We start from the raw sequence: 25,084 nt of genomic DNA, 5'->3' as shown, positions 1-25,084 counted from the left end.
CGCCGCACCCGCCCCCTGACCGCACACCCCACCCCCTTGGGCGCACCCCATCTCACCTGCACGTTTCCCCACTCCGGGGGCCGTTGTCAGTCCCCTGCGGTAGCTTCCGAAGTGCTGGAGCGCAACGGCGCGCGAACAGGAACGGCCACAGGGGTGGGTGGACGGAAGATGACCGACGGCACGGCGACGGCGGAGCTGGACGTCGCACTGGAGAAGCACCGGACCGAGCTGACCGGGTACTGCTACCGCATGCTCGGCTCGTCGTTCGAGGCCGAGGACGCGGTGCAGGACACGCTGGTGCGGGCCTGGCGGAGCTACGAGAAGTTCGAGGGCCGCTCCAGCCTGCGGTCATGGCTGTACCGGATCGCGACGAACGTGTGCCTGGACATGCTCAGCGCCGGCAACAAGCGGGCCCGGCCGATGGACCTCAGCGAGTCGACGCCGCTGGCTCAGGCGGCGCTCTCGCCCCGGCCCGACAACACCTGGCTGGAGCCGGTGCCCGACGCGCGCGTGCTGCCGACCGTGGACGACCCGGCGGAGGCGGCCGTGGCCAAGGAGTCGATCCGGCTGGCCTTCATGGCCGCGCTCCAGCAACTGCCGCCCAAGCAGCGGGCGGTGCTGATCCTGCGCGAGGTACTGGCCTGGCGGGCCACCGAGGTGGCCGAGCTGCTCGGCACCACCGTCGCGTCGGTCAACAGCGCGTTGCAGCGGGCCCGGGCCACGCTGGCCGAGCAACGGCAGTCGGGTGCCGCCGCCGAGGTCTCCGACCCGCTCGACGAGGAGCAGCAGAAGCTCCTGGAGCGCTACGTCGCGGCCTTCGAGGGCTACGACATGACGGGACTCACGGCGCTGCTCCACGAGGACGCCATCATGACGATGCCGCCGTTCGACCTGTGGCTCACCGGCCACGACGACATCACCGGCTTCATGACCACCATCGGCTCCGCCTGCGAGGGCTCACGGCTGTTCCCGGTCCGGGTCAACGGCCTGCCCGGGTTCGCCCAGTACAAGCCCGACCCGGACACCGGCGGCTGGAGCCCCTGGTCCGTCCAGGTCCTGGAGATCTCGGACGGCCGGCTGACCGGGTTCCACTTCTTCCTCGACACCAAGCGCTGGTTCCCGCTCTTCGACCTTCCCCTCCATCTGGATGCGGAGTCCGACGAACCGGAGGAGGGAGCGTAGGGCGGGGTCGGGGTCGCGGAGCCGTATCCGCCCTCCGGCCCTCCGGGCCGCCAGCTCCAGCCGGGCCAGCAGGTCGACGGCCGCCAGGCCCGGCGGCCCGAGACCGCCCACATCGCAGACGACGACCCGGGACCCGCCCGCCCCCAGCAGCTCACGCACGTCGTCGCAGAGCCCCGGCACCTCGTCCCTGGCAACGGGGCCCGACAGCACGAGCACGGCGGGGTTCACGGCATCCACGAGGCGGTAGACCGGCGACGGCCTGACAACTCATCGGTAGGGCGCCCCGCCTTCCGCACGGTCGCGCAGATCACAAGGATCGCACCGTTGACCTGCACCTGACCGCCCCAGAGGGTTGGCTGTATGCCCCACGGAACAGCAGCGCCCGGTACACCCGACGGTCTCCTCCCCCGCGAGGGGGCCCCGTGCAGGGGGTGCTGAGCGGGTTCGCGGTCATCGCGATCGTCATCGCCGTCGGCTATGCCCTCGGCCGCGGCGGCCACCTGGGGGCGAACGGCCGCGAGGTCCTCACCAAGCTCGCCTTCCACGTCGCCTCCCCCGCCCTCCTCTTCACCACCCTCGCCAAGGCCGACCTGGCGGTGATCTTCTCCAGCCGCCTCCTGGTGACGGCCCTGAGCACGGCCGCGGCGGCGGGCGCGTTCGTGACGGTGGGCGTCGGGCGCCACTGGGGTGTGGGCCGTACGACGATCGGCGCCCTGTGCTCCAGCTACGTCAACTCGGGCAACCTGGGCATCCCGATCGCGGTGTACGTCCTCGGCGACGCGTCCCTGGTGGCACCGGTGCTGCTCTTCCAGGTGGTGATCCTCACCCCGGTCGCGCTGACCGTCCTCGACCTGGCCGGCATGGGCGAGAAGGGCCCCTGGTGGCGCCGGCTGCTCACGCCCCTCCGCAACCCGATAGCCGTCGGCTCCCTCACGGGAGTGGCGGTCTCGGGGCTCGGGATCCACGTCCCGGGCCCGGTCATGGACCCGCTGACCCTGATCGGCAACATGTCCGTGCCGGCGGTCCTGCTCGCCTTCGGCATCTCGCTGCGCGGCAGCACCCCGCCGGGCCGGGGCCGCGAACGCCACCCCGTGTTCCTGTCCGTCGCCCTGAAGTCGGTGGGCCAGCCACTCGCCGCCTGGGCCCTGGCGTCGGCGGTCTTCGGCCTGCGCGGGGCACCCCTGCTCGACGTGACGGTGACGTCGGCGCTGCCGGCCGCGCAGAACCTGTACACCTACGCCAGCACCTACCACGTCGGCGAGGAACTGGCCCGCGACTCGATCCTGCTGTCGACGGTACTGGCGGTACCGGTGCTGGTGGTCGTGGCGGCACTGCTGGGGTGACTCGGCGGTCGTCCCCGGCAGCACCGCACCGGACCCTCGTCAGGCGATGCGCTCCAGCACCACCGGCGACGCCGGGAACTCGGTACCGGCCGCCCCGATGTCGTACGACCCCTCGACCGCCTGGAGGGCGTACTCGAAGCGTTCCGGGGTGTCCGTGTGCAGGGTCAGCAGGGGCTGGCCCGCGGTGACCGTGTCGCCCGGCTTGGCGTGCAGTTCGACGCCCGCGCCCGCCTGCACCGGGTCCTCCTTGCGGGCCCGGCCGGCGCCCAGGCGCCAGGCGGCGACGCCGATGTCGTAGGCGTCGAGGCGGGTCAGGACGCCCGACTCCGTGGCCTTCACGACGTGCTGTTCCTTCGCCACCGGGAGCGCCGCGTCCGGGTCGCCGCCCTGGGCCGCGATCATCCGGCGCCAGACGTCCATCGCCGAGCCGTCGGCGAGTGCCTTCGCCGGGTCGGCGTCGCGGACGCCGGCCGCGTCGAGCATCTCGCGGGCCAGGGCGAGGGTCAGTTCGACGACGTCGGCGGGGCCGCCGCCGGCCAGGACCTCCACCGACTCGCGGACCTCGAGGGCGTTGCCGGCCGTGAGACCGAGCGGGGTGGACATGTCGGTGAGGAGCGCCACCGTCCGCACGCCGTGGTCGGTGCCGAGGCCCACCATGGTCGAGGCCAGTTCGCGGGCGTCCTCGATGGTCTTCATGAAGGCGCCGGTGCCCACCTTCACGTCCAGGACCAGGGAGCCGGTACCCTCGGCGATCTTCTTCGACATGATCGAGGAGGCGATCAGCGGGATCGCCTCGACCGTGCCGGTGACGTCGCGGAGCGCGTAGAGCTTCTTGTCGGCGGGGGCCAGGCCGTCGCCCGCCGCGCAGATCACCGCGCCGGTGCCGTCCAGCACCGACAGCATCTCCTCGTTGGAGAGCAGGGCGCGCCAGCCGGGGATCGACTCCAGCTTGTCCAGGGTGCCGCCGGTGTGGCCGAGGCCCCGGCCGGAGAGCTGGGGGACGGCCGCGCCGCACGCCGCCACGAGGGGCGCCAGCGGAAGGGTGATCTTGTCGCCGACGCCGCCCGTCGAGTGCTTGTCGGCCGTCGGACGGGACAGGGAGGAGAAGTCCATGCGCTCGCCGGAGGCGATCATCGCGGCGGTCCAGCGGGCGATCTCGCGGCGGTTCATGCCGTTGAGCAGGATGGCCATCGCGAGCGACGACATCTGCTCGTCGGCGACCTCGCCGCGCGTGTACGCGTCGATGACCCAGTCGATCTGCTGGTCGCTGAGCTCACCGCGGTCGCGCTTGGTGCGGATGACGGAGACGGCGTCCATGGTGGCCATGGCGTTCCCTTCGGAGAAGTGCGAAGCGTGCGGCCCCTCCGAACCCGGAGGGGCCGCACGGGAGTTACTTGGTGAGATGGGCCGGGCCGAAGGCCTGGGGCAGCATCTCGGAGAGGGGCAGGACGCCCTCCGGGGTGTCCAGGAGGAGGTCCGGGCCGCCGAACTCGTAGAGCAGCTGGCGGCAGCGGCCGCACGGGACGAGGAGGGCGCCCGTGCCGTCCACGCAGGTGAAGTGCGTGAGCCGGCCGCCGCCCGTGCGCTGCAGCTCGGAGACCAGTCCGCACTCGGCGCACAGGCCGAGGCCGTACGACGCGTTCTCCACGTTGCAGCCGGAGACCGTACGGCCGTCGTCCACCAGGGCGGCGACCCCGACCGGGTAGCCGGAGTACGGGGCGTAGGCGTGGGACATGGCCTCCCGTGCCTCGGCCCGCAGCGTCTCCCAGTCGAAGCCGGCGGCCTCGGCGGTCACTTGCCCTGTCCCTTCCGGTACGGCAGGCCGTCCGCCTTCGGCATCCGCAGGGACTGCGCGGACAGCGAGAGCACCAGCAGGGTGACGATGTACGGGGTCGCGGTCACCAGCTGACGCGGGACGTCGTTGGTGGTGGCGTACCAGACGAACATCAGGACCGAGATCACGATGGTGATCGCCGCCGGGACGTACTTCTTCTTCCAGGCCAGGTAGGCGGCGCCGAACACCAGCAGGATCGCGAGCAGCAGGATCAGCGCGTGGACGTTCACCGTGCCGCCGCGCAGGTTGAGGCTGTCGGTGTAGCCGAACAGGCCGGCGCCGAGGGCGAGGCCGCCCGGCATCCAGTTGCCGAAGATCATCGCGGCGAGACCGATGTAACCGCGGCCGGCGGTCTGGCCGTCCAGGTAGACGTTCGAGGCGACGATGGAGAGGAACGCGCCGCCGAGGCCCGCGAAGCCGCCGCTGATGATCACCGCGATGTACTTGTACTTGTAGACGTTGACACCGAGGGACTCGGCCGCCACCGGGTTCTCGCCGCAGGAGCGCAGCCGCAGGCCGAAGGCGGTGCGCCACAGGACCCACCACGTGATCGGTACGAGGGCCACCGCGATCACCGTCAGCGGGGAGAGGTCGGTCAGCAGACCGCCGACCAGGCCCGCGATGTCGGAGATGAAGAACCAGTGCTTCTGGTTGAGCGTGTCCAGCCAGTCGGACAGGCCCGGGACGCTGAACGTGCCGAGCGAGTCGATCGGCGGGGACTGCTTGGAGGAACCGCCCTCGGCGTTCTCGAAGGTGAACTTCGAGAGGTAGCGGGTGGCGCCCAGGGCGAGGATGTTCAGGGCCACACCGGAGACGATGTGGTTGACGTTGAAGGTGACGGTGGCGACGGCGTGCAGCAGGGCGCCGAGCGCGCCGCCGAGGATGCCGAAGACGACGCCGGTCCAGGGGCCCCACTGGTAGCCGGCCCAGGCGCCGAACCAGGTGCCGAGGATCATCATGCCTTCGAGGCCGATGTTGACGACGCCCGCGCGCTCGGCCCACAGACCGCCGAGGCCGGCGAGGCCGATCGGGACGGCGAGGCGCAGCGCGGTGGACATCTGGCCGGTCGAGGTGATGCCGTCGGCGCCGGTGATCAGGCGCACGGCCGAGGTCAGGATCAGTACGCCGGCGATGACCAGCAGGAGTACCGGGAGCGACATTCGGCGGCCGCCCTTGCCGGGCTTGGTCGCCTGCGGCTTGGCGATGGTCGCGGTGGACATCAGGCCGCCACCTCCTTCTTGGTGTTCTGGGCGGCGGCCGCGGCGAGCTCCGCGCCGACCTGGCGCTGCTGGCGGCGCAGACCCCACTGCCGTACGGCTTCGTAGGAGATGACGACGGAGAAGACGATCAGGCCCTGCATGATCGTGGCGATCTCCTTCTCGTACGCCACCGGGGTCGCGTAGTCGAGGGCGGGCGAGGCCTTGTCGAGGAAGGCCCACAGCAGCGCGGCGAAGGCGATGCCGCCCGGGTTGTTGCGGCCGAGCAGGGCGATGCCGATGGCGGTGAAGCCGAGGCCGGCCGGGAAGTCGAGGCTGTAGGTGTGGGAGTCGCCGAGCAGCAGCGGGAGGCCCGCGAGGCCGGAGACGGCGCCGGAGATCAGCATGGAGACGAGGACCATGCGCTTGGCGTCGACGCCGGAGGCGGCCGCGGCGGACTCGGAGGCGCCGGTGGCGCGCAGGTCGAAGCCGAAGCGGGTCCGGTTGAGGACGACCCAGTAGCCGATACCGAGGGCGATGGCGACGAAGACCATGCCGTAGATCTCGCCGACGTCGGAGCCCAGGTTGATGCCGGGGAACCAGCCGGACTTCTTCATCACGCCGGTCGTCATGTTGTTGCCGACCTGGACGCCCCACACGTTGGAGAGGGTGACGTAGCCGATGACGCTGGTGGCGATCGCGTTCAGCATGATCGTGGCGACGACCTCGCTGACCCCCCGGGTGACCTTGAGGACACCCGCGATACCGGCCCAGAAGGCGCCGGTGAGCATGGCGACCAGGAGCAGCATCGGGATCTGCAGGAAGGCGGGCAGGCCCACGTTGGCGCCGACCACGGCCGTCATCACGGCGGCGAGGCGGTACTGGCCGTCGACGCCGATGTTGAACAGGTTCATCCGGAAGCCGAGGGCGACCGCGATGGCCGCGATGTAGTACATCGCCGCCTGGTTGATGATCAGGACCTGGATGTCGGAGTACGGCAGCTGCTGGAGCATCAGCACGTACGGCTCGAACGGGTTGCGGTTCGAGGCCAGCAGCACGATCGAGGTCAGGGCGATCGCCAGGACGAGCGCGATGACCGGGCCGGCCAGCGCGAGGAGCACCCGCTCCTTGTCGAACTTCTTCATCGGGCCTCGTCCTCCGGACCGTCGGCGCCTTCGTCGGTGGTCTCTACGTGTTCCAGGTGGCCGGACGCGGCACCCGTCATGGCGGAGCCCAGCTCCTCCGGGGTGATGGTGGCCGGGTCGGCGTCCGCGACCAGCTTTCCGTCGAAGATCACCCGCAGGGTGTCCGACAGGCCGATCAGCTCGTCCAGGTCGGCGGAGATCAGCAGCACCGCCAGGCCCTCTCGGCGGGCCTCCCGGATGCGGTCCCAGATCTGCGCCTGGGCGCCGACGTCCACACCGCGGGTGGGGTGGGCGGCGATCAGGAACTTCGGGTTGTGGCTCATCTCGCGGCCGACGATCAGCTTCTGCTGGTTGCCGCCGGAGAGGGAGGCGGCGGTGACGTCGATGCCGGGGGTGCGGACGTCGTACTCCTCGACGATCCGGCGGGTGTCGGCCTGGGCGCCCTTGATGTCCAGCCAGAAGCCCTTCGCGTTGGGCTTCTCGGTGACGTGGCCGAGGATGCGGTTCTCCCAGAGCGGGGACTCCAGGAGCAGGCCCTGGCGGTGCCGGTCCTCGGGGATGTAGCCGACGCCGGCCTCGCGGCGCTTGCGGGTGCCCCAGGGGGTGACGTCCTCGCCGAGGAACTCGATCGTGCCCGAGTCGGCGTTGCGGGTGCCGATCAGCGCGTCGATCAGCTCGGTCTGGCCGTTGCCCTCGACGCCGGCGATGCCCATGACCTCGCCGGCGTGGATGGTGAAGGTGACGTCGTCGAGGACGCGCTTGGCGGCGCCGGGGGTGGTGGCCTCGTCGAGGACGTCGCCGCGGGCGGTGGCGCCGGACGAGCCGACCGTGGCGGTCTCGGGCTGCGCGCCGACCTCGCCGAGGGAGGGGCCGCTGGCGTAGACGGTGAGGTTCTTCACCGTGACGACGGCCTTGTCGGTGACCGTGGACTCGGCGGTCTCCGGGGTGGGCAGCTCGCTGCCGACCATCAGCTCGGCGAGCTGGCGCGGGGTGGTCTCGGACGGGATCGCCGTGCCGACCGTCGTACCGCGCCGGATGACGGTGATGTCGTCGGCGACGGACAGCACCTCGCCGAGCTTGTGGGAGATGAAGATGACCGAGAGGCCCTCGGACTTCAGCTCGCGCAGGTTGTCGAAGAGTGCGTCGACCTCCTGCGGGACGAGGACCGCGGTGGGCTCGTCGAGGATCAGGGTCTTGGCACCGCGGAAGAGGACCTTGAGGATCTCCACGCGCTGCCGGTCGGCGACGCCGAGGTCCTCGACCAGGGCGTCCGGGCGGATGCCGAGGCCGTACCGGTCGGAGATCTCCTTGATCTTCTTCCGGGCGTTGCCGCCGATGCCGTACAGCTTCTCGCTGCCGAGCACGACGTTCTCGAGGACCGTGAGGTTGTCCGCCAGCATGAAGTGCTGGTGGACCATGCCGATGCCGCGCGCGATGGCGTCGGCCGGGGACGAGAAGGAGACCTGCTCGCCGTCGATCGCGATGGTGCCCTCGTCCGGCTTCTGCATGCCGTAGAGGATCTTCATCAGGGTCGACTTGCCGGCCCCGTTCTCGCCCACCAGGGCATGCACGGTGCCCTTGCGGACGGACAGGTGGATGTCGTGGTTGGCTACGACACCCGGGAATCGCTTGGTGATCCCCGCCAGCTCGACCGCGGCTGTCGTCTCTGCGGTGAGCGGAGGGCTGCTGGACGCGTCGATGGCGCACTCTCCTCGGAAAAGGGGTCGCTCTACGCGCGTAGCGCCCCTGCTTTAAATAGTGCCCGGACCTGACCGAGCTTTTTCGACTCTCGATCCGTTCCGAGCATTCTGCCGCGCGAACCGGGGTTGCCCCTGCCGTCGATCCCCCGCACCCGCACCCGAGCTTCCTGACCGAACTCTCGGATCCGCGCCGGGGTCCCGCCCGGGTCCCCGGATCCATGGCAGGGGGCGCGGGAAGAACATCCTTCCCGCACCCCGTTCCGTGGCCGTAACGCTGCCATTACAGCGTTCTTTTGACCATGGCTACGACAAGGTCATGACCGCCGAGTCAGGAGGTCTTGACCGTGATCGAACCGTCCTTGATGCCGGCCTCGGCCTTCTTGAGCGCGGCCTGCAGGGTGGCGTTGTTCTTGAAGACCGGGTTGGAGTCGGCCAGGCCGACGCCACCGTTGGTCAGGGAGCCGCGGATCTCGCCGGACAGCGGCTTCTTGTCCTTGATGACGGACTTGGCGAGGTCGTAGACCGCACCCTCGACGTTCTTGAGGGCCGAGGTCAGGATGTAGTTCTTGTACTTCGACAGCGCGGCCTGGTTGTACTGGTCGGAGTCGACGCCGATCGCCCACACCTTGTGCGCGGCGGCGGCCTTGATGACGCCCTGGCCGGAGAGGCCGGCGGCGGCGTAGACCACGTCGGCGCCCGCGCCGATCTGGCCCTCGGCGGCGGCCTCGCCCTTGTCGGGGCTGGAGAAGCCGCCCTCCTGGGCGGTCTGGGTCAGGTACTGGGCCTTGACCGTGACGTTCTTCTTGGTGGCCTTGACGCCCTGCTCGAAGCCCGCCTCGAACTTGTGGATCAGCGGGACGTCCACGCCGCCGATGAAGCCGACGGTGTTCGACTTGGTGGTCAGCGCGGCGGTGACGCCGGCCAGGTACGAGGACTGCTCCTCGTGGAAGACCATGTCCGCGACGTTGCTCGCCTGGTCCTGGTTGTCGTCGATGATGCCGAAGGTGATCTTCGGGAACTTGGCGGCGGCTTCCTTGACGGCGGGCGCGTAGGCGAAGCCGACACCGATCACCGGGTTGTAGCCGGACTTGGCCAGGGTCTCAAGGCGCTGCACCTTGTCGGCGTCGGACTCGCCGTCCTGCGGCTCGATGTCCCGGCCGGTGACGCCGAACTCCTTGTCGGCCTTCTGGAAGCCGGCGTACGCGGCGTCGTTGAAGGACTGGTCGCCCTTGCCGCCGACGTCGTACGCGAGACCGACACCCTTGGACGCGCCGGCCTTGCCGGTGGACGAGCTGGACGAGTTGCCGCACGCTGAGACGGTGACGGCAAGAGCTGCGGTTGCAACGCCCGCAACGGCGATTCGGGACACCCGGCGCATGGAACGAGACTCCTTCGTGCAAGCGCCCAAACCAGGCGCTGGTTCCGCGGCAGCGTAACGCGCGTAGACCAGACGGAAAACCCCCAATGTCCGGTCCGTTATCTAGCTGTGGCCACAGTCACCGCCAAGGTGACGGACAGCAGTGCGCCCCTTGCAGGAGGCAAGGGGCGCACGGACTGCAACGGCGGGTGGCGGCCGCGTGTCCGGCCGTCCGTATACGGCCGGACGATCATCCGGCCGTATACATGTCACGTCACTTCGTGTTGACGGTGACCTTGCCGGAGATGATGTCCTGCTTGGCCTTCTCCACCGCAGCGACGACCTTGGTCATGGCCTTGTACTTCGGGTTGGTGTCCGCGAAGCCGACGCCACCGGTCTTGAGGGTGCCGTTGACGACACCGCTCTCCGGCTTGCCCTCGTAGACGGACTTCACGAGGTCGTACACCGCGCCACCGACGTTCTTCAGCGCGGAGCCGAGGATGTAGTCCTTGTACTTGGCGAGCGCACTCTGGCTGTACTGGTCGGAGTCGACACCGATCGCCCACACCTTGGCGGTGGAGGCGGCCTCGATCACACCCTGGCCCGAGAGACCGGCCGCGTGGTAGATGACGTCGGCACCGGCGTCGATCTGCCCCTGCGCCGCGGCCTTGCCCTTGTCGGGGCTGGAGAAGCCGCCTTCCTGGGCCGTCTGGGTCAGGTACTGCGACTCGATCTTGATCTTCGGGTTGACCGACTTGGCGCCCTGGTCGAAGCCCGCCTCGAAGGTGTGGATGAGCGGGATGTCGACGCCGCCGATGAAGCCGATGTGGTCCTTCTTGGTGGCGGACGCCGCGGCGACGCCCGCGAGGTACGAGGACTGCTCCGCCGCGAAGACCATGTCGACGACGTTGGAGGCCGTCACCTCGTTGTCGTCGATGATGCCGAAGGTGATCTTCGGGTACTTGGCCGCGACCTCCTTGACGGCGGGCGCGTAGGAGTAGCCGACCCCGATGATCGGGTTGTAGCCGGCCTTGGCGAGCGTGTCGAGGCGCTGCACCTTGTCGGCGTCGGACTCGCCGTCCTGCGGCTCGATGTCCCGGCCGCTGATGCCGAAGTCCTTCTCGGCCTTCTGGAAGCCGGCGTAGGCGGCGTCGTTGAAGGACTGGTCGCCCTTGCCGCCGATGTCGTAGGCGAGGCCTATGCCCTTGCCGTTGTACTTGCCGGACGAGTTGGTGCTGGTCGCACCGGTGTCCGAGCTGGACTTGCCGCACCCGGCGGCCGCGAGGGCGATGACGGCAACGGTCACCGCAGCTTGGGAGAACCGAGTCCTCCGACCCGACATATAACGCACAGCAAGCACCCCTTCGTCCCCACGGCACCGTCATCGGCCCGCTTCCCCAACCGTCCACCCTCGGTGGCGATTTCGGCGCACAGTAACGCGCGTAGAAGGGGAGGGGAACGGGGTTTCTCCGGGCCGTTATCGAACCGTGCCGACTCCGGGTTACAACCGGCGGCCGCCGGTTACGACGGGGTGACACAAGGGGGCGAAGGGGTACCGACCGGGCACCTCTTCGCCCCCTGCGGGACTTGCGTGACTTGCGCGGAAGCTGACCGTTTCTCCCGCCGGCTGATATGACTCCCGTCGATGCGACTACATGGTCGCGTCGATCAGGGCGGCGGCCGTGAACAGCTCCACACCGACGGTGATGGCCCGCTCGTCGGCGTCGAAGTCACCCTGGTGCAGATCGCGCACGGTCCGCTCGCCCGGCGTGCGCACCCCGAGCCGCGCCAGGGCGCCCGGCACGTGCTCCAGGTACCAGGAGAAGTCCTCGCCGCCGAGGCTCTGCTCGGTGGTCTCGATGGAGTCGGTGCCGCGCCGGGCGGTCATCGCGTCCCGCAGCAGTTCGGTGATCACCGGGTCGTTGACGACCGGCGGCACCCCGCGCACGTAGTTGATCTCGGACTTGGCGCGGTGCATGGTGGCGACCTCGTCGATCGCCGCGTGCACCACGTCCGGGGCCTGCCGCCAGGCCTCCAGGTCCAGGCAGCGCACGGTCCCGGACAGCTCGGCGTGCTGGGGGATCACGTTGGGTGCGTGCCCGCACTCGATCCGGCCCCAGGTCACGGCGAGGCCGCTCCGGCTGTCGACGCGCCGCCCGATGAGCGCCGGCACGTCGACGGCCACCCGGGCGGCGGCGGTGACCAGGTCGGTCGTCAGATGCGGCCGTGCGGTGTGCCCGCCGGGACCGTCCAGCGCCACCTCGACCCGGTCGCAGGCGCTGGTGATGGCGCCGGTCCTGAGCCCGATCCGCCCCACGTCCACCCGGGGGTCGCAGTGCACGGCGATGATCCGCCCCACCCCGTCCAGCACCCCGGCCTCGATGGCGTCGGCGGCGCCGCCGGGCAGCACCTCCTCGGCGGGCTGGAAGAGCAGCCGTACGGGCCGCGGCAGCTGCCCCCGCTCGTGCAGCTCGGCGAGAACCAGTCCGGCGCCCAGCACCACCGTCGTATGCACGTCATGCCCACAGGCGTGCGCCCGGTCCGGCACGGTGGACCGGTACGAGCACTCGGTCTTCATGTCCGGGATGGGCAGGGCGTCGATGTCGGCCCGCAGGGCGAGCACCGGAAGCCCGTCCCCGACCGGCCCGATGTCACAGACGAGTCCGGTCCCCGCCGGGAGGACGCGCGGCCGCAGGCCGGCCTTCTCCAGCCGCTCCTTGATGGCGGCCGTGGTGCGGAACTCCTGGTTTCCTAGCTCGGGGTGCATGTGCAGGTCGCGGCGGAAGGCGACGAGTTCGGCGTGCAGTTCCTCGCTGAGCACGCCGGGGAGCACATCCCCGGGGAGGTCGGCCTCGGTCTCTAGGGACATCAATTGGTTCACCCTCTGAAGGGTAGGACGCCCGAAGGCTCAACTGCCCCGAGATCAACAAAAGTTCAGCCCGTTAGGGGAAGAAAATCTGACCGCGGACGCATGACCTCAGACGTGGCTGGGTAACACCTATGTTTCCTCTTCCACGCATACCACGCCTGGCGACGATCACGCCCGTCGTGTCCACCCACCGAAACGGGACCGAGCCGCAACCGCGACTTCGCCACGCCGGTCGCGCCCGCCCGGTAGCGTGCGCGACCGTGACGGACTCGGAGACGACCGACTTCATACAGACCACCCGTACGTCCTACGACACGATCGCCAAGGACTACTCCGCCGCCTTCCCCGGCATACCCGACCTACCTGTAGACATGTCCATGATCGCCGCCTTCGCCGCGCTGGTGAAGGCGAACGGCACCGCCCCCGTGGCCGACCTGGGCAGCGGCCCCGGCGACATCACGGCCCACCTGAACGACCTGGGTGTCCAGACCTTCGGCATCGACCTCTCACCCGCCATGGTCGCCCTGGCCCGCGAGGCCCACCCCGCCGTCCGCTTCCACCGGGGCTCCATGACGTCCCTGGACCTGCCCGACGAGACCCTCGGCGGCATTCTCGCCCTGTACTCGATCATCCACATCCCCGACGACCACCTCCCGGCGACCTTCGCCGGCTTCCACCGCGTCCTGGTCCCCGGCGGCCACGTGCTGCTGGCCTTCCAGAAGGGCGAGACGCCCGGCCTCCACCTCACGGAACGCTTCGGCCACGAGATCGACCTGCGTTACTACTGGCGCCCCGCGTACGCGGTGGGCGACATGCTCGCCAAGGCGGGCCTGGAGGTGGCGGCGACCCTGATCCGGGAGCCGCTGGGGTCGGAGAAGATGCCCCGGGCGTTCGTCCTGGCACGCAAGCCTGGCTGAGCGGGCCCCGGGCGAGGGCGGCGGCGAGGTGCGGGACGACGCGGGGCGTCACTCCTGGGTGCGCTGCACGCACCCCGTGACCACGTCCCGCAGGCTCCCGGCGCCCTCCAGCAGCTCCCGCTGCTCGTCGGCGCCGTTGCCGCACCGCAGCAGCCGTTCCAGGCCCTCCTCCACGGCCGCCAGGTCCCCGCTGCCGACCAGGGCGTCCCGGGTGTGCGCGAGCAGTGACTCCAGCACGGCGGGAGCCGCCCGGGGCCGCAGGGTGACGGGATCGAGCAGTTCCCCGCGGAGCCCCGACCGTGCGGCCCGCCAGGTGGCCAGCCGCTGCAGCCCCACCCCGTGGTCGACGGGCTCCTGCCCGGCCCGCCACTCCCGCGCGGCCGTCTCCACCAGCGCGCGGGCGAGGGTGGCCACGAGCACGGCGGTCCCGGCGCGCAGGCAGACGTCCGCGACCCGGATCTCCACGGTCGGATAGCGCCGGGCCAGCCGGGCGTCGAAGTAGACCATCCCCTCGTCCAGGATGACGCCGGTGGCCACCATGTCCGCCACCAGCCGGTGGTAGCGCTCGGCGGAGCGGAACAGCTCGGTGGGGCCGGAGGAGGGCCAGCGCGACCACACCCGGCTGCGGTAACTGGCATAGCCGGTGTCGCTGCCCTGCCAGAACGGCGAGTTCCCGCTGATCGCGACGAGCACCGGCAGCCACGGCCGTATGCGGTCGAGAACCTCCACGCCCTCCTCGTCGGACTCCACGGCAACGTGCACATGGCATCCGCACACCAGCTGCTCCCGGGTGGCGATGCCGTACTGCTCGGCCAGCCACTGGTAGCGCGGGTTCACGCTGATGGAGGGGCTGACGGGCAGCGGCGAAGTGGCGAGCGCGACGACGGCACACCCGAGCTCCCCGGCGAGCCGGGCGGCCTCCTTACGACACCGGTTGATCTCCTCCCCCAGCTCCGACATGTCCGACTGCGGATGGGTGGCGAACTCCAGCATCTGCCCGTAGAGCTCCTTCTCGAACACGTCCTGCCCCGGATCCACCAGCGAGGCCCGCGCCAGCACGGCCGGGGCCGACGCCCGAGGCTCACCCGACTCCGGGTCGACGAGAAGAAGCTCTTCCTCCACTCCGACGGTACGCACGTGAGTCCGCCCTCCGTCCGCGCCGCGACCGTACGCGGCAGGCTGTACCCCCCGACTTCCCAGGCGCTGCGAGGGGACACCTGCCACTGCACCCCCGCCCCGCTGCTGCGGCCGGAGGATCCGTGCCCCCACCCCCGCCCTTCGCACCCCTCTCCACGGCACACATCCACCATTCGCCCCTCACCCACCCACCGCAAGCCGCCAGACCGCCGCACCCGTGCGCGCCGCGCCCGCCCCCGCCGACCGACGGCGAGCACGCAGCACCCGGCCCCGCGAACCCCGGCCGGGCCCCTGGCCCTCCCAGGCCGCCCGCCCGCTCGCTTCTCCCCCGCGGAGGCACGACACCGCAAGGAAGCGGGCGGCCCCGGCGTTCACTCCTCCACGAACAGCTCGGCGGCATCCGTGACGTGCACTGCGCGCCGGGCCCAGACCTCAAGCTGGTCCAGCTCCGTACAGGCATCCACCCGCTCTCGCACGGACCGCGACTCCAAGGACGTACCGCGCCGCTAGTTGCGCAGCATCACCACGAGCAGCACCACCAGGGCGATCAGGAGCGCGGCGCCCACCGACGCCAGGGTGATCTTCAGCGCGCTGTACGGCCGTTCGCCGATGACCTCGCCGGTGCGGGCGTTGACCATCACCGGCCACGCCTTGCCCGCGTGGATGTAGGTCAGGAACCAGACCGGCAGCAGCACCAGCTTGTAGGTGAGGGCGCTGTAGGCGGTGGACACCGAGTGCACCCGCTGCTCGTCGCCGCCGATGTCCCGCTTGCAGTCCGCGCGGATCACCGGCGCCATCCGCGCCTTCGCCGCCTCCAGGCCGGCCTCCGGCTCGACGTCGTACCGGACGGTGCGGAAGCCCGCCAGGTACTCCTCCTGGTAGGGAACCGTCTCCTCGAGCGGCCAGGGGGTCAGCTTGTCCAGTTCCTTCACGGGCACCTGGCCGCTGCCGGGCACCAGCACGTCGTCGAAGAACCGGCCGACCGTCCCAGACGTGCGGTGCCAGCGGGTGTGCTGCACCCGCCGGGTGTTGCCCTCGGAGTCCTCCTCCTCCACCCAGTAGTGCTCGCCGCGTTCGCCGGTGTAGTGGGTGGTGGTCTGCGCGTCGTACGTCCAGTGCGGCAGGTAGCTGCCCCGGAAGGTCTCCGCCTCGGTGACCTTCTTCAGTTCGTCGGGCGCGAACCAGCGGGACGTGGTCCACTTCGCCAGCGCCTCACGGGCCTGCTCACGGCCCACTCCGAAGGGCAGCACCGCCTCGGGCACCACGCGCTCGGTGCCGGAGGCGTCCGAGACCAGCGGGGTGCCGCAGAACTGGCACTTGTCGCTGAGCGTGTCGCTCTCGGTCACCGCGTGGCAGCCGGGGCAGGTGTACACCTTCACCCGGCCCGGCGCGGCCGCCCGGCGGGGCAGCGCGGCCAGCTCCTCGATCGGGTGCTCGGTCACCTGCCGGGGAACCGGCGTGATGTCCTGCTCGTGCTTGCAGTACGGGCAGCGCAGCGTGTAGGTGCCGGGCGCGTACTCGCTGACCCCGCCGCACGCCTCGCACTGGAACGCCCGGTCGGGCGCCGGCACGACGTCCTGATCCGTCAACTCACTTCTCCGATCTCAGCCCTGCGGGGGCAGCGGCGGCGGGACGTCGGCGAGCAGCGAAGTGAGTTCCGGGACCTGGTCCGCGGGCTGCCAGGCGGCCTGCCCGCTGCACCAGACCAGCGTGGTCCGGGTCAGGTTGCCGGCCGCCACCTGCCCGGCCAGCGCGCTCTCGTCGTACGGGCCCTGCTGCTGTCCGCCGACGGCGATGAACCAGCGAGGCGCGGTGGGCAGCGGCGGCGGGACCGCGGCGGCCGCACCGGACGTGCTCTGCACGATCCGCTGGCCCAGCGCCATGCCGACGCCCAGCCCGAGGGCGTCGCCGCCGGTGCCGGGGTTGGCGGCGGCGAGCGGGATCGCGTCGGCCGCCTGGAGCTTGGCGTAGTCGTCGAGGTTGCCGGTGATCGCCATCCGGGAGCGGGTGTCGATCGCCGCCTCGACCTCCGGCGGGACGCTGATGTTCTCGATGTAGAACCGGGGGATGGCGATGCCGGTGGCGGACAGCTCCAGGGTGAGGGCCTTGGCCAGCTGCTGCCCGATGCCGTCCTGCCGGGCGGCGAGGTCGAGCAGCGGCACACCGGACCCGCCGAGCGCGGAGCCCAGCTTGGAGACGATCAGCTGCCGCAGGTGCTCGCCGACCTCCTCGGTGCGGAACTGCGGGTCGGTGCCGACGAGTTCGCGCAGCAGCGCGGCGGCGTCCACCACCTGGGCGGCGAAGGTGCCGAAGGCACGGACCCGGACCATGCCGAACTCGGCGTCCCGCAGGATCACCGGGTTCTGGGTGCCCCACTTGAAGTCGGTGAACTGCCGGGTGGTGACGAAGTAGACCTCGGCCTTGAACGGCGACTCGAAGCCGTGCTTCCAGCCCTTCAGCGTGGACAGGACCGGCATGTTCTGGGTGGAGAGGGTGTACGTGCCGGGCTGGTAGACATCGGCCAGCCGGCCCTCGTTGACGAAGACGGCCACCTGCGACTCGCGCACCACGAGCCGGGCACCCATCTTGATCTCGTTGCCGTAGCGCGGAAAGCGCCACACGATGGTGTCCCGACCGTCGTCGGTCCACTCGACGATGTCGATGAACTCACCGCGGATGCGGTCCATCAGCCCCACAGCAACCCCCCACTCCGCACCGCAATCAAACGATCAGCCGACAGTATGCCCAATACGGTCAGCGGGGCTACGGACGGGCGCACACCCCCATCCCGCCCGCGGCTCGGCGAGTTCCACGGCCACCTCCGCGGAGGCCCTTGGTGGGCCCGCCTCACTTCCACGGCGCGTTGAACGCCCGCCCCGGTACCGGCTTGGCGATCAGGCCGATCGTGGGGCGCGGTACCGAGCCGTTGCCGGCGGCCCTGAGCAGCGCCGCCGACACGTCCATCACCGTGGCGTGAGGACGCCGACGGCCGCCGCCGCACCCCTCTCACGGCTGCTTCGGCGGCGCCTTCAGAGCCCCTAGGCCGGGCCGACGACCGCCGCCAGCCGGTGGACGTCCTTCGCCGTCCCGGTGACCCCGGACAGGAAGCCCTGGGCGCGCGGGGACGCGTTCGCCGTCAGCCATGCCGGGTCGATGTCGCAGACGGCCACGCGGACGCCCGTGCCGACCAGGGCCAGGGGAAGGGTGTGCACGACCGTCGACGGGAAGCTGAGGATCGTACGGCCGATGGGGCCGCGGCGGGCGATCAGCTCCAGGGGGAGGTCCGGGCGGACTATCTCCAGGCCCGTCTCGGCGGCCAGGCGGTGGAGTTTCTCGGTGCTCTCGCGGCGGTGCGCGAAGTAGCGGGTCGCGCCGTGCGCCTTGGCCAGGGTCTGGACGGCCTCCAGGTAGCGGTCGCCGTCCACGACGCCCGTCTCCACCAGGGAGGTGCCGACCATGTCGGCGCCCTTGGTGATGCGGGGCGGGCCGAAGCGGGCGCGGGTCCAGCCGAAGTCGTTCGCGGTGACCGTCACCCCGGCCGGCGTCTCCGTCATCGGCATGGAGGAGAAGACCTCCACCCGGCGGCGGTCGCTCGGGGTGAGGCGGCGGCGGGCGGAGGAGGAGACCGGGGCGAACAGCAGGTCCCGCGCGCCGGGTCTGCCACCCTTGCGGTGCCAGCGGACCAGGCGTTCGCCGCGCGCCAGCTGGGCGACGAACTCCATCGTCGCCGTGCCGTCGTCGACCACGACCAGGTCGTGGGCGCGGGTGATGGTCAGCAGGAGTTGTACGTAGCGGGAGAACGGGTCTCCCATCACGATGCGGTCGGCCCGGCGGAGGGAACCCGCCAGGCCGCCGATCGTCTGGAAGGGGGCGGCGGTACCGCCCCGTGCTTCCTCCCAGCGGACCCGGTATCCCTCGTCCCGGGCCAGGTCCGCCATACGGCGCAGCTGGCCCCGGGTCATGGGGTCCGTCGGGGACAGGACGACGATCGTGAGTTCCACGCCGGGTGCGGATATGCCGGATGCCGAGCGCCGTACCTGTCCGGGTACGGCCGGCACGGGGTCCGCCGCCCCGCGCAGGGCATGGACATGCGCCCACTCCAGCACGTTCAGCAGCTGCACCGGACTCTCGACGAACGCGAGTGTGTGGGGGCCGGTGTTCCCGGCGCGGGGGCTCATCGACGTACGACCGTCCCGTCGTCGTAACACATCAATCAGGCTCGGGCTCAGACCTGGACCGGCTCGCCGGCGGCCGCGGCGATCTCCGCCTCGGCGACGACGCCGGGGACGCGGCGCAGCTTCTTCATCGGGCCGAGCTCGGAGTCGTAGACCTTCTTGACGCCGTCACCGAGGGACTCGGAGATGATGCGGATGTCGCGGACCAGGCGGGTGAGGCCCTGCGGCTCCACCGAGGCGGCCTGGTCGGAGCCCCACATGGCGCGGTCGAGGGTGATGTGACGCTCGACGAAGGTGGCGCCGAGCGCGACCGCGGCGAGGGTGGTCTGCAGGCCCGTCTCGTGGCCGGAGTAGCCGATCGGCACGTTCGGGTACTCCTTCTCCAGCGTGTTGATCACGCGGAGGTTCAGCTCCTCGGCCTTCGCCGGGTAGGTGGAGGTGGCGTGGCACATGAGGATGTTCTCGGAGCCCAGGACCTCGACCGCGTGGCGGATCTGCTTCGGGGTCGACATGCCCGTGGAGAGGATGACCGCACGGCCGGTGGCGCGCAGCGCCTTCAGCAGCTCGTCGTCCGTGAGGGAGGCGGAGGCGACCTTGTGGGCGGGGACGTCGAACTTCTCCAGGAAGGCGACGGCCTCGGTGTCCCACGGGGAGGCGAACCAGTCGATGCCCCTGGTCTTGCAGTACTCGTCGATCTGGCGGTACTCGTCCTCACCGAACTCCACGCGGTGGCGGTAGTCGATGTAGGTCATGCGGCCCCAGGGGGTGTCGCGCTCGATGTCCCACTGGTCGCGCGGGGTGCAGATCTCCGGGGTGCGCTTCTGGAACTTGACGGCGTCACAGCCGGCCTCGGCGGCGACGTCGATCAGCTTGAAGGCGTTCTCCAGCTCACCGTTGTGGTTGATGCCGATCTCGCCGCAGATGTAGACGGGCTTGCCGGGGCCGACCTCACGGGAACCGAACTGGCGCAGGCGGGAGTTGCTCATGACTGTGGGGTGTCCTTACTTCGGGAGGGAATCGAGAGAGGGGCCGAGGATCCAGCTGGCGATCTCTCGGATCGCGCCGTCGCCACCGGGGAGGGTGGTGACCGCGCGTGCGGCGCCGCGTACGACGTCGTGGGCGCTCGCGACCGCCACGGGCCAGCCGGCTACGGCGAAGCACGGGAGGTCATTGACGTCGTTTCCGACGTAGAGCACGCGCTCGGGAGCGATGCCCTGCTCCTCGCACCACTGCTTGAGTGCGAGGTCCTTGCGGTCGATGCCGTGCAGGACCGGAATCTGTAGCTTCCGGGCCCGGGCGGCGACGACCGGGTTCTGCTCCGTGGAGAGGACCAGCATCTTCAGCCCGCTCTTGCGCAGGGCGGCGATGCCGAGTCCGTCGCCGCGGTGCACGGAGACGAACTCCCTTCCATCGGCGTCGATCAGCACCCGGTCGTCGGTCTGGGTGCCGTCGAAGTCCAGTACGACCGCGTCGACGTCGTCGGCGGTCGGGAGCGCGCCGGGGCGGTCCGCGTCGAAGAGCGGGGCCAGGGCGCGGGCGCGGGCCAGCTCGTGCGGGTCGTCGATCTCCAGGACGCGCGCGGGGTCGGTCCGCACCAGTTCGGTGTGGCCGAAGAAGCGGTGCTGGTGCTCGCGGAAGCCGTCGGCGCGCATCGCGTAGGCGGCGCCGGTCTCCAGGAAGTCCTGGGGGCGGTCCTGGCGGCGCGGGCGGAACGACTTGTCGTGGTTGACGCCGAAGCCGCCGCTCGCGGAGGCCTCGCCGGCGCCCACCGGCACCGGGGCGTGCACCTCGTCGCGCCAGACGAAGCCGTGGAAGGGGGCCACGGTGAGAGCCGTGTCGGCGCCGTTGTCGACGATCGCGCCGGCCACTCCGTCGATGTCCTCGCGGACGATGAACGGGCTGGTGCACTGCACGAGCAGCACGACGTCGACCGAGGCGCCGTGCAGCGCCTCGTGGGCGTCCATGGCGTGCAGGACGGCGGCCTCGGAGGTGGCGGTGTCGCCGGCGATGGCGGCGGGGCGCAGCACGACCTCGGCGCCGGCCGAGCGGGCGGCCGCGGCGATCGCCTGGTCGTCGGTGGAGACGACCACGTCGGTCACCAGGCGGGAGGCGACGCACTCGCGGACCGCGCGGGCGACCAGCGGGACACCGCCGACCGGGGCGAGGTTCTTGGCGGGCACGCCCTTCGAGCCGCCCCGGGCGGGGATCACGGCGAGGACGCGGGGCACTACGGCCCCTTCGAGGTGCGGCATCGGCTCTGTTCCTTCAGGTCCGTCGGACGCCGGCGGCGTCTGGCGCGGGATCCGGTCGCTCACAGCTCTCCCATTCGTCGGATCACGGGGGCCACCCGCTGGACGCCGTGGCGGTAGGCGCCGCGTGCGGCCCGGCGCACGATCTGGCGGACGGGGCCCGGGGCCTTGTCGGCGGCGGGCGCGCCCGGGAGCGGGACGCCGTCGGGGCCGAGGTGGTGGCGGGCCAGGATGCCGGGCAGGTAACCGGAGGCGGTCTCGGGTGTGTAGTACGGGTTCAGGGGCGGCAGCCCGCCCGGCCGTGCCAGCAGCTTCGCGATGCGTTCGCGGGCCGCGTCGAAGGCGGTGGCGTAGCTGCCGTCGGCGGCGACGCCCTGCCGTGAGACCCACTCGGCGTCGGGCACCGGGCGGTGTCCGGCGTCGAGCTGGTCCCAGGAGGCGAGGCAGCCGGAGCCGACGAAGTGGTGGTTGCCGAGCGCCTCGCGGATGCCGAGGTCGGTGAGGACCACGGTGGGGATCCGGCGGTGCAGGGACTCCAGGGCGGCCGTCGAGCTCATCGTGACCAGGAGGTCGGTGCGGTCGAGGACCTCGCCCATGTGGCCGTAGACCAGCTTGAAGTTGGCGGGCACGTCCTTGCCCTGGACCAGCTTCTGGTACGGCAGTTCCTCGATGTGGGTGGTGTGCTCGCCGGGCTTGGAGCGCAGCTTGAGCAGCACCTCGCGCTCGGGGTGCCTGCGGGCGTGCTCGATCAGCCGGTTGAGCAGGTAGGTACGGTCCTTGCGGCTGTCCGGGACCGAGGGCTGGGCGGCGAACACCACCGTGTACGGGTCGTGTTCGCCTTCGTAGGGCGCCCCGCCGAGGAACGGCAGCGCGACCTCGGTCACCGACGAGGAGTCGGCGCCGACCCCGTCGTACACCGCACGGAAACGCTCGGCGTCCTGGCGGGAGTTGGCGAGGACGAGGTCCGCGCCGTGCCGCAGCAGCAGACCGTCGGCGAGCTTCTCGTAGACGACGCCGACATAGCCGGTGACGACGACGGGCCGCTTCTCCCGGCCGGCCCAGGCGCTGCGCAGCCCGTGCAGCATGGCCTGGGTCCCGCCGCCGACGAGGGAGAGGACGAGGATGTCGTACGCCTGCTGTTCCATCTCTCTCAGGAACTCGACGGCCGTCACTTCGCGGAGCGAGTCCGCGTGGACGCCGACCTCCTGGAGCTGGCGGGCGGTGGGGGTGGCACGGCCGCGCAGGAGGTAGCCGTCGAGCCGGACGTCCGAACTGTCGCTTTCGTTGGGGATCAGGCGCTTCGCGGTGAGCGCCCCCCACTTCCACCGAGTATCGGAATCCGCCAGGACGGCCACCCGCAGGGACTTCGTTGCACTTGCTGGCACACCGAAGACGCTAGGAAGCCATTCCGAGGAACTCCCGAACCCGAATCCAACAAAAGGTTAACAACACGTCTCCGGATGGGGAATCAGCTCAGGATAAGCCCTCAAAATTACCTGGTTCACAGCTTCGCCACGCGTCGTTCACCTGGATTCAAGGCGACAGTCAAGACGGATGACGGGCGTCCGCCTAACGTCCTTCACGTGGTCAAGCTCTCCGTCATCGTGCCGTTCTACAACGTGCAGCAATACGCGCCCGACACCCTGAGGAGCCTGCGCGCGAACGCGCGTGAGGACTTCGAATTCATTCTCGTCGACGACTGCTCGACCGACGGGACACCAGAGATTCTCGCGCGGGCCGAGCGCGAGCTCCCCGGCGCGGTCCATGTCAGACACGAGCTGAACGGAGGGCTGGCCACCGCGCGCAACACCGGCATCGACAAAGCGCGCGGCGAGTACGTGACCTTCCTGGACGGCGACGACTGGCTGGCGCCGGGCTACTACCCCCGGCTGGTGGACGCGATCGAGTCGCTGGGCTGCGACTTCGTCCGTACCGACCATGTACAGTGCACCGCGCGCGCCCGGGTCGTGCACCGGGTACCGGTCGGCCGCCGCGACGTCGTGATGAACCCGCGGGACGCCATCCTGCCCGCCGACCGGTCCACCTCCGTCGACTACGCCTACGCATGGGCGGGCGTCTACCACCGTCGTCTGGTGGACAAGGGACTCGTGCATTTCACGGACGGACTGCGCACGGCCGAGGACCGGCCGTGGATCTGGAAGCTGCACCGGGAAGCCGGGTCCTTCGCGGCGGTGAACCTGCTCGGCGTCTTCTACCGGCGTGGCGTAGCCTCTTCACTCACACAGATCGGCGACGTCCGTCAGCTCGATTTCATTCGCGCGTTCGACCAGGTGATCGAGGAAACCGCACAGGACGCCGACGCGAAGGAACTCCTGCCGAAGGCCGTCCGCACGTATTGCGCCATCATTTCCCATCACCTGGGATCCATCGAAAGGTTCGAGCCCGCGGTGGCGAAGAAGCTGAAATCCATGAGTGCGGCCGCACTGCGGCGGATGCCGCAGGACGTGCTGGACGAGGCCCTGGACTCCATGGACCTCCAGCGCGCCACCAAGCTGCGCCGGCTGCGCCGCCGTCCCGCCCCCGCGGGAGCCGCCGCGTGACCACCCAGATCTTCCAGGCGTCCACCCTCTACGGCACGGCCACCCTCGCCGCCGCCCTGGACTCCGGCGCCTTCCGCCCGGCCGACCGGCGCATCCTGCTGGTCTGCAACAACGCGGCGACCCCCGAGACCACCCCGGGCCTGGACGAGGCGCCCGGCTTCGAGCGGCTGCGGGACCGCTTCGACGACGTGATCTCGTACAACGAGACGATCTTCCCGTTCCACCCGGGCGGCTGGGCGCCGCGCCTGGAGGACTTCCCGCTGTGGGAACGCTTCCTGCGCCACGAGTGGCAGCTCGGCGACGACGACATCGAGTTCGCCGTCGAGTCGATCCAGGTCAACCCCTCGCTCAGCCTCACCCAGATCTTCACCGGCGCGCCGGTCACGGTCTACGCCGACGGCCTGATGAGCTACGGCCCGACCCGCAACAAGATCGACCCGCTGGTCGGCACCCGCGTCGACCGGGTCCTCCACCTCGACCTGGTGCCCGGCCTGAAGCCGATGCTGCTCACCGAGTTCGGTGTCGAGGGCGAGGTCGTGCCGACCGCGGCGTTCACCAAGGTGCTGGCTGAACTCGTCCTCAGCGGAGACGAGTTGCCGCAGATCGAGGAACCGGCCCTGCTGCTCGGCCAGTACCTCTCCGCGCTCGACATCCTCACCCCGGAGCAGGAGGAGAACCTGCATGTGCGGATGCTGAAGGGCGCGGTCCAACTCGGCCACACCAAGGTCGTGTTCAAGCCGCACCCCTCCGCCCCGGCCCGGTTCGCCCGCACCCTGGAGCAGGAGGCCGAGAAGCTCGAGGTCGACCTCACGGTCCTGGACACCACGGTCCTCGCCGAGGTGCTCTACCAGCGGATGCGTCCCGCCCTGGTCGTCGGCTGCTTCTCCACCGCGCTGCTCACCGCGTCCGCGCTGTACGGCCTGCCGACCGCCCGGATCGGCACCGACACCCTCCTCGACAAGCTCACGCCGTACGAGAACAGCAACCGCGTCCCGGTCACCGTCGTCGACGCGCTGGTGCCCGAGCTCACCGACCGCAAGGCGGTCGAGGAGCAGCGCCCGCGGATGAGCGTCGAGGCGCTCGGCGAGCTGATCCGTGCGGTGGGCTTCGCGATGCAGCCGAAGATCCATCCGCAGCTGCGCGGGGAGACCGAGCGCTATCTGACGAAGCACCTGAGCGACACCACCATCCGTTACTTCAAGCGCAAGCGTCTGACCTCGCTCGGGCTGCCCGGTGGGGTGCCCGCACAGCTGGCGTTCCTGCCGCGCAACGCGACCGTTCGCCGGGTGGCCCGTAAGGCGCGTAATCTGCGGCGGGTTGTGCGGAAGTAAGTTCCGCGCGTCATTTCGTCTGCCGCGCCGTCGTGGCTGGTCGCGCAGTTCCCCGCGCCCCCAAGCGGCGGCTGCGCCGCCGATCAGG

The 25,084-nt window shown here is 70.5% G+C and carries 20 protein-coding genes and 1 pseudogene; 5 read left to right on the top strand and 16 right to left on the bottom strand.

Annotated elements, in window-relative coordinates; genetic code table 11:
• The first annotated feature begins 168 nt into the window (after nucleotides 1–168).
• Nucleotides 169–1,182, top strand: a complete 1,014-nt coding sequence (locus ACFY0P_RS02675; protein ID WP_388906482.1) for a sigma-70 family RNA polymerase sigma factor — start codon at nucleotides 169–171, stop codon at nucleotides 1,180–1,182.
• Nucleotides 1,183–1,212: 30 nt separating this feature from the next.
• Here the strand turns inward: ACFY0P_RS02675 and ACFY0P_RS02670 are convergent.
• Nucleotides 1,213–1,341, bottom strand: a pseudogene (locus ACFY0P_RS02670) (hypothetical protein); the annotation flags it as partial.
• A 263-nt stretch (nucleotides 1,342–1,604) separates the two neighbouring features.
• On the opposite strand from ACFY0P_RS02670, the gene ACFY0P_RS02665 reads away from it, so the two are divergent.
• Complete coding sequence (locus ACFY0P_RS02665; RefSeq protein WP_388906481.1) at nucleotides 1,605–2,525, top strand: AEC family transporter; 921 nt, start codon at nucleotides 1,605–1,607, stop codon at nucleotides 2,523–2,525.
• A 39-nt stretch (nucleotides 2,526–2,564) separates the two neighbouring features.
• Here ACFY0P_RS02665 and ACFY0P_RS02660 read toward each other — a convergent pair whose 3' ends face one another.
• From ACFY0P_RS02660 to ACFY0P_RS02625, 8 genes are all read right to left on the bottom strand, one after another.
• Nucleotides 2,565–3,842 carry a thymidine phosphorylase gene (locus ACFY0P_RS02660; protein ID WP_388907288.1) on the bottom strand — a complete coding sequence of 426 codons (1,278 nt, stop codon included), beginning with the start codon at nucleotides 3,840–3,842 and terminating at the stop codon, nucleotides 2,565–2,567.
• A gap of 73 nt (nucleotides 3,843–3,915) precedes the next feature.
• Nucleotides 3,916–4,320: a cytidine deaminase gene (locus ACFY0P_RS02655; protein ID WP_388906480.1), complete on the bottom strand. Its 405-nt coding sequence runs from the start codon at nucleotides 4,318–4,320 to the stop codon at nucleotides 3,916–3,918.
• Nucleotides 4,317–5,579 carry an ABC transporter permease gene (locus tag ACFY0P_RS02650; RefSeq protein ID WP_388906479.1) on the bottom strand — a complete coding sequence of 421 codons (1,263 nt, stop codon included), beginning with the start codon at nucleotides 5,577–5,579 and terminating at the stop codon, nucleotides 4,317–4,319. The genes ACFY0P_RS02655 and ACFY0P_RS02650 overlap by 4 nt, the downstream gene beginning before the upstream one ends.
• A complete protein-coding gene (locus tag ACFY0P_RS02645) occupies nucleotides 5,579–6,700 on the bottom strand; it encodes an ABC transporter permease (RefSeq protein ID WP_388906478.1) in 1,122 nt (373 codons plus the stop codon). Before ACFY0P_RS02645 ends, ACFY0P_RS02650 begins: the two co-directional genes overlap by 1 nt.
• Complete coding sequence (locus tag ACFY0P_RS02640) at nucleotides 6,697–8,400, bottom strand: ABC transporter ATP-binding protein (RefSeq protein ID WP_388907286.1); 1,704 nt, start codon at nucleotides 8,398–8,400, stop codon at nucleotides 6,697–6,699. The genes ACFY0P_RS02645 and ACFY0P_RS02640 overlap by 4 nt, the downstream gene beginning before the upstream one ends.
• Nucleotides 8,401–8,728: 328 nt before the next feature.
• Nucleotides 8,729–9,778, bottom strand: coding sequence for a BMP family protein (locus tag ACFY0P_RS02635; RefSeq protein ID WP_388906476.1), 1,050 nt, complete (start codon nucleotides 9,776–9,778; stop codon nucleotides 8,729–8,731).
• 253 nt (nucleotides 9,779–10,031) lie between these two features.
• Entirely contained in the window at nucleotides 10,032–11,063 is a 1,032-nt protein-coding gene (locus ACFY0P_RS02630; RefSeq protein ID WP_388906474.1) for a BMP family protein, read from the bottom strand.
• A 345-nt stretch (nucleotides 11,064–11,408) separates the two neighbouring features.
• Nucleotides 11,409–12,626: a M20 family metallopeptidase gene (locus ACFY0P_RS02625; protein ID WP_388906473.1), complete on the bottom strand. Its 1,218-nt coding sequence runs from the start codon at nucleotides 12,624–12,626 to the stop codon at nucleotides 11,409–11,411.
• Nucleotides 12,627–12,886: 260 nt separating this feature from the next.
• Between ACFY0P_RS02625 and ACFY0P_RS02620 the strand changes: the two genes are divergently transcribed.
• Nucleotides 12,887–13,543 carry a class I SAM-dependent DNA methyltransferase gene (locus tag ACFY0P_RS02620; protein WP_388906471.1) on the top strand — a complete coding sequence of 219 codons (657 nt, stop codon included), beginning with the start codon at nucleotides 12,887–12,889 and terminating at the stop codon, nucleotides 13,541–13,543.
• Nucleotides 13,544–13,591: 48 nt separating this feature from the next.
• Here ACFY0P_RS02620 and ACFY0P_RS02615 read toward each other — a convergent pair whose 3' ends face one another.
• The 7 genes from ACFY0P_RS02615 to ACFY0P_RS02585 all read right to left on the bottom strand — a co-directional run bounded on the left by ACFY0P_RS02615 (nucleotide 13,592) and on the right by ACFY0P_RS02585 (nucleotide 22,489).
• Nucleotides 13,592–14,680, bottom strand: a complete 1,089-nt coding sequence (locus tag ACFY0P_RS02615; RefSeq protein WP_388906470.1) for a glutamate--cysteine ligase — start codon at nucleotides 14,678–14,680, stop codon at nucleotides 13,592–13,594.
• A 506-nt stretch (nucleotides 14,681–15,186) separates the two neighbouring features.
• Nucleotides 15,187–16,269: a hypothetical protein gene (locus ACFY0P_RS02610; RefSeq protein ID WP_388906469.1), complete on the bottom strand. Its 1,083-nt coding sequence runs from the start codon at nucleotides 16,267–16,269 to the stop codon at nucleotides 15,187–15,189.
• Nucleotides 16,270–16,284: 15 nt separating this feature from the next.
• On the bottom strand, nucleotides 16,285–17,376 hold the full coding sequence (locus ACFY0P_RS02605) for an SPFH domain-containing protein (protein WP_388906468.1): 1,092 nt from the start codon (nucleotides 17,374–17,376) through the stop codon (nucleotides 16,285–16,287).
• Between the two features lie 342 nt (nucleotides 17,377–17,718).
• Entirely contained in the window at nucleotides 17,719–18,858 is a 1,140-nt protein-coding gene (locus ACFY0P_RS02600; protein ID WP_388906467.1) for a hypothetical protein, read from the bottom strand.
• A gap of 47 nt (nucleotides 18,859–18,905) precedes the next feature.
• A complete protein-coding gene (locus ACFY0P_RS02595; RefSeq protein ID WP_388906465.1) occupies nucleotides 18,906–19,841 on the bottom strand; it encodes an N-acetylneuraminate synthase family protein in 936 nt (311 codons plus the stop codon).
• Between the two features lie 15 nt (nucleotides 19,842–19,856).
• Nucleotides 19,857–21,107: a cytidylyltransferase domain-containing protein gene (locus ACFY0P_RS02590; RefSeq protein ID WP_388906464.1), complete on the bottom strand. Its 1,251-nt coding sequence runs from the start codon at nucleotides 21,105–21,107 to the stop codon at nucleotides 19,857–19,859.
• 59 nt (nucleotides 21,108–21,166) lie between these two features.
• Entirely contained in the window at nucleotides 21,167–22,489 is a 1,323-nt protein-coding gene (locus ACFY0P_RS02585) for a DUF6716 putative glycosyltransferase (protein WP_388906462.1), read from the bottom strand.
• Nucleotides 22,490–22,687: 198 nt separating this feature from the next.
• On the opposite strand from ACFY0P_RS02585, the gene ACFY0P_RS02580 reads away from it, so the two are divergent.
• Nucleotides 22,688–23,665, top strand: a complete 978-nt coding sequence (locus tag ACFY0P_RS02580) for a glycosyltransferase family 2 protein (protein ID WP_388906460.1) — start codon at nucleotides 22,688–22,690, stop codon at nucleotides 23,663–23,665.
• A complete protein-coding gene (locus ACFY0P_RS02575; protein WP_388906458.1) occupies nucleotides 23,662–24,996 on the top strand; it encodes an alpha-2,8-polysialyltransferase family protein in 1,335 nt (444 codons plus the stop codon). The genes ACFY0P_RS02580 and ACFY0P_RS02575 overlap by 4 nt, the downstream gene beginning before the upstream one ends.
• Nucleotides 24,997–25,084: the final 88 nt, after the last annotated feature.

The sequence above is a fragment of the Streptomyces sp. NPDC001714 genome (assembly GCF_042892755.1).
In the GTDB taxonomy this organism is placed as follows: domain Bacteria; phylum Actinomycetota; class Actinomycetes; order Streptomycetales; family Streptomycetaceae; genus Streptomyces.
Note: the sequence above shows the minus strand (reverse complement) of the source record. Positions and strands in the feature narration are given on the sequence as shown.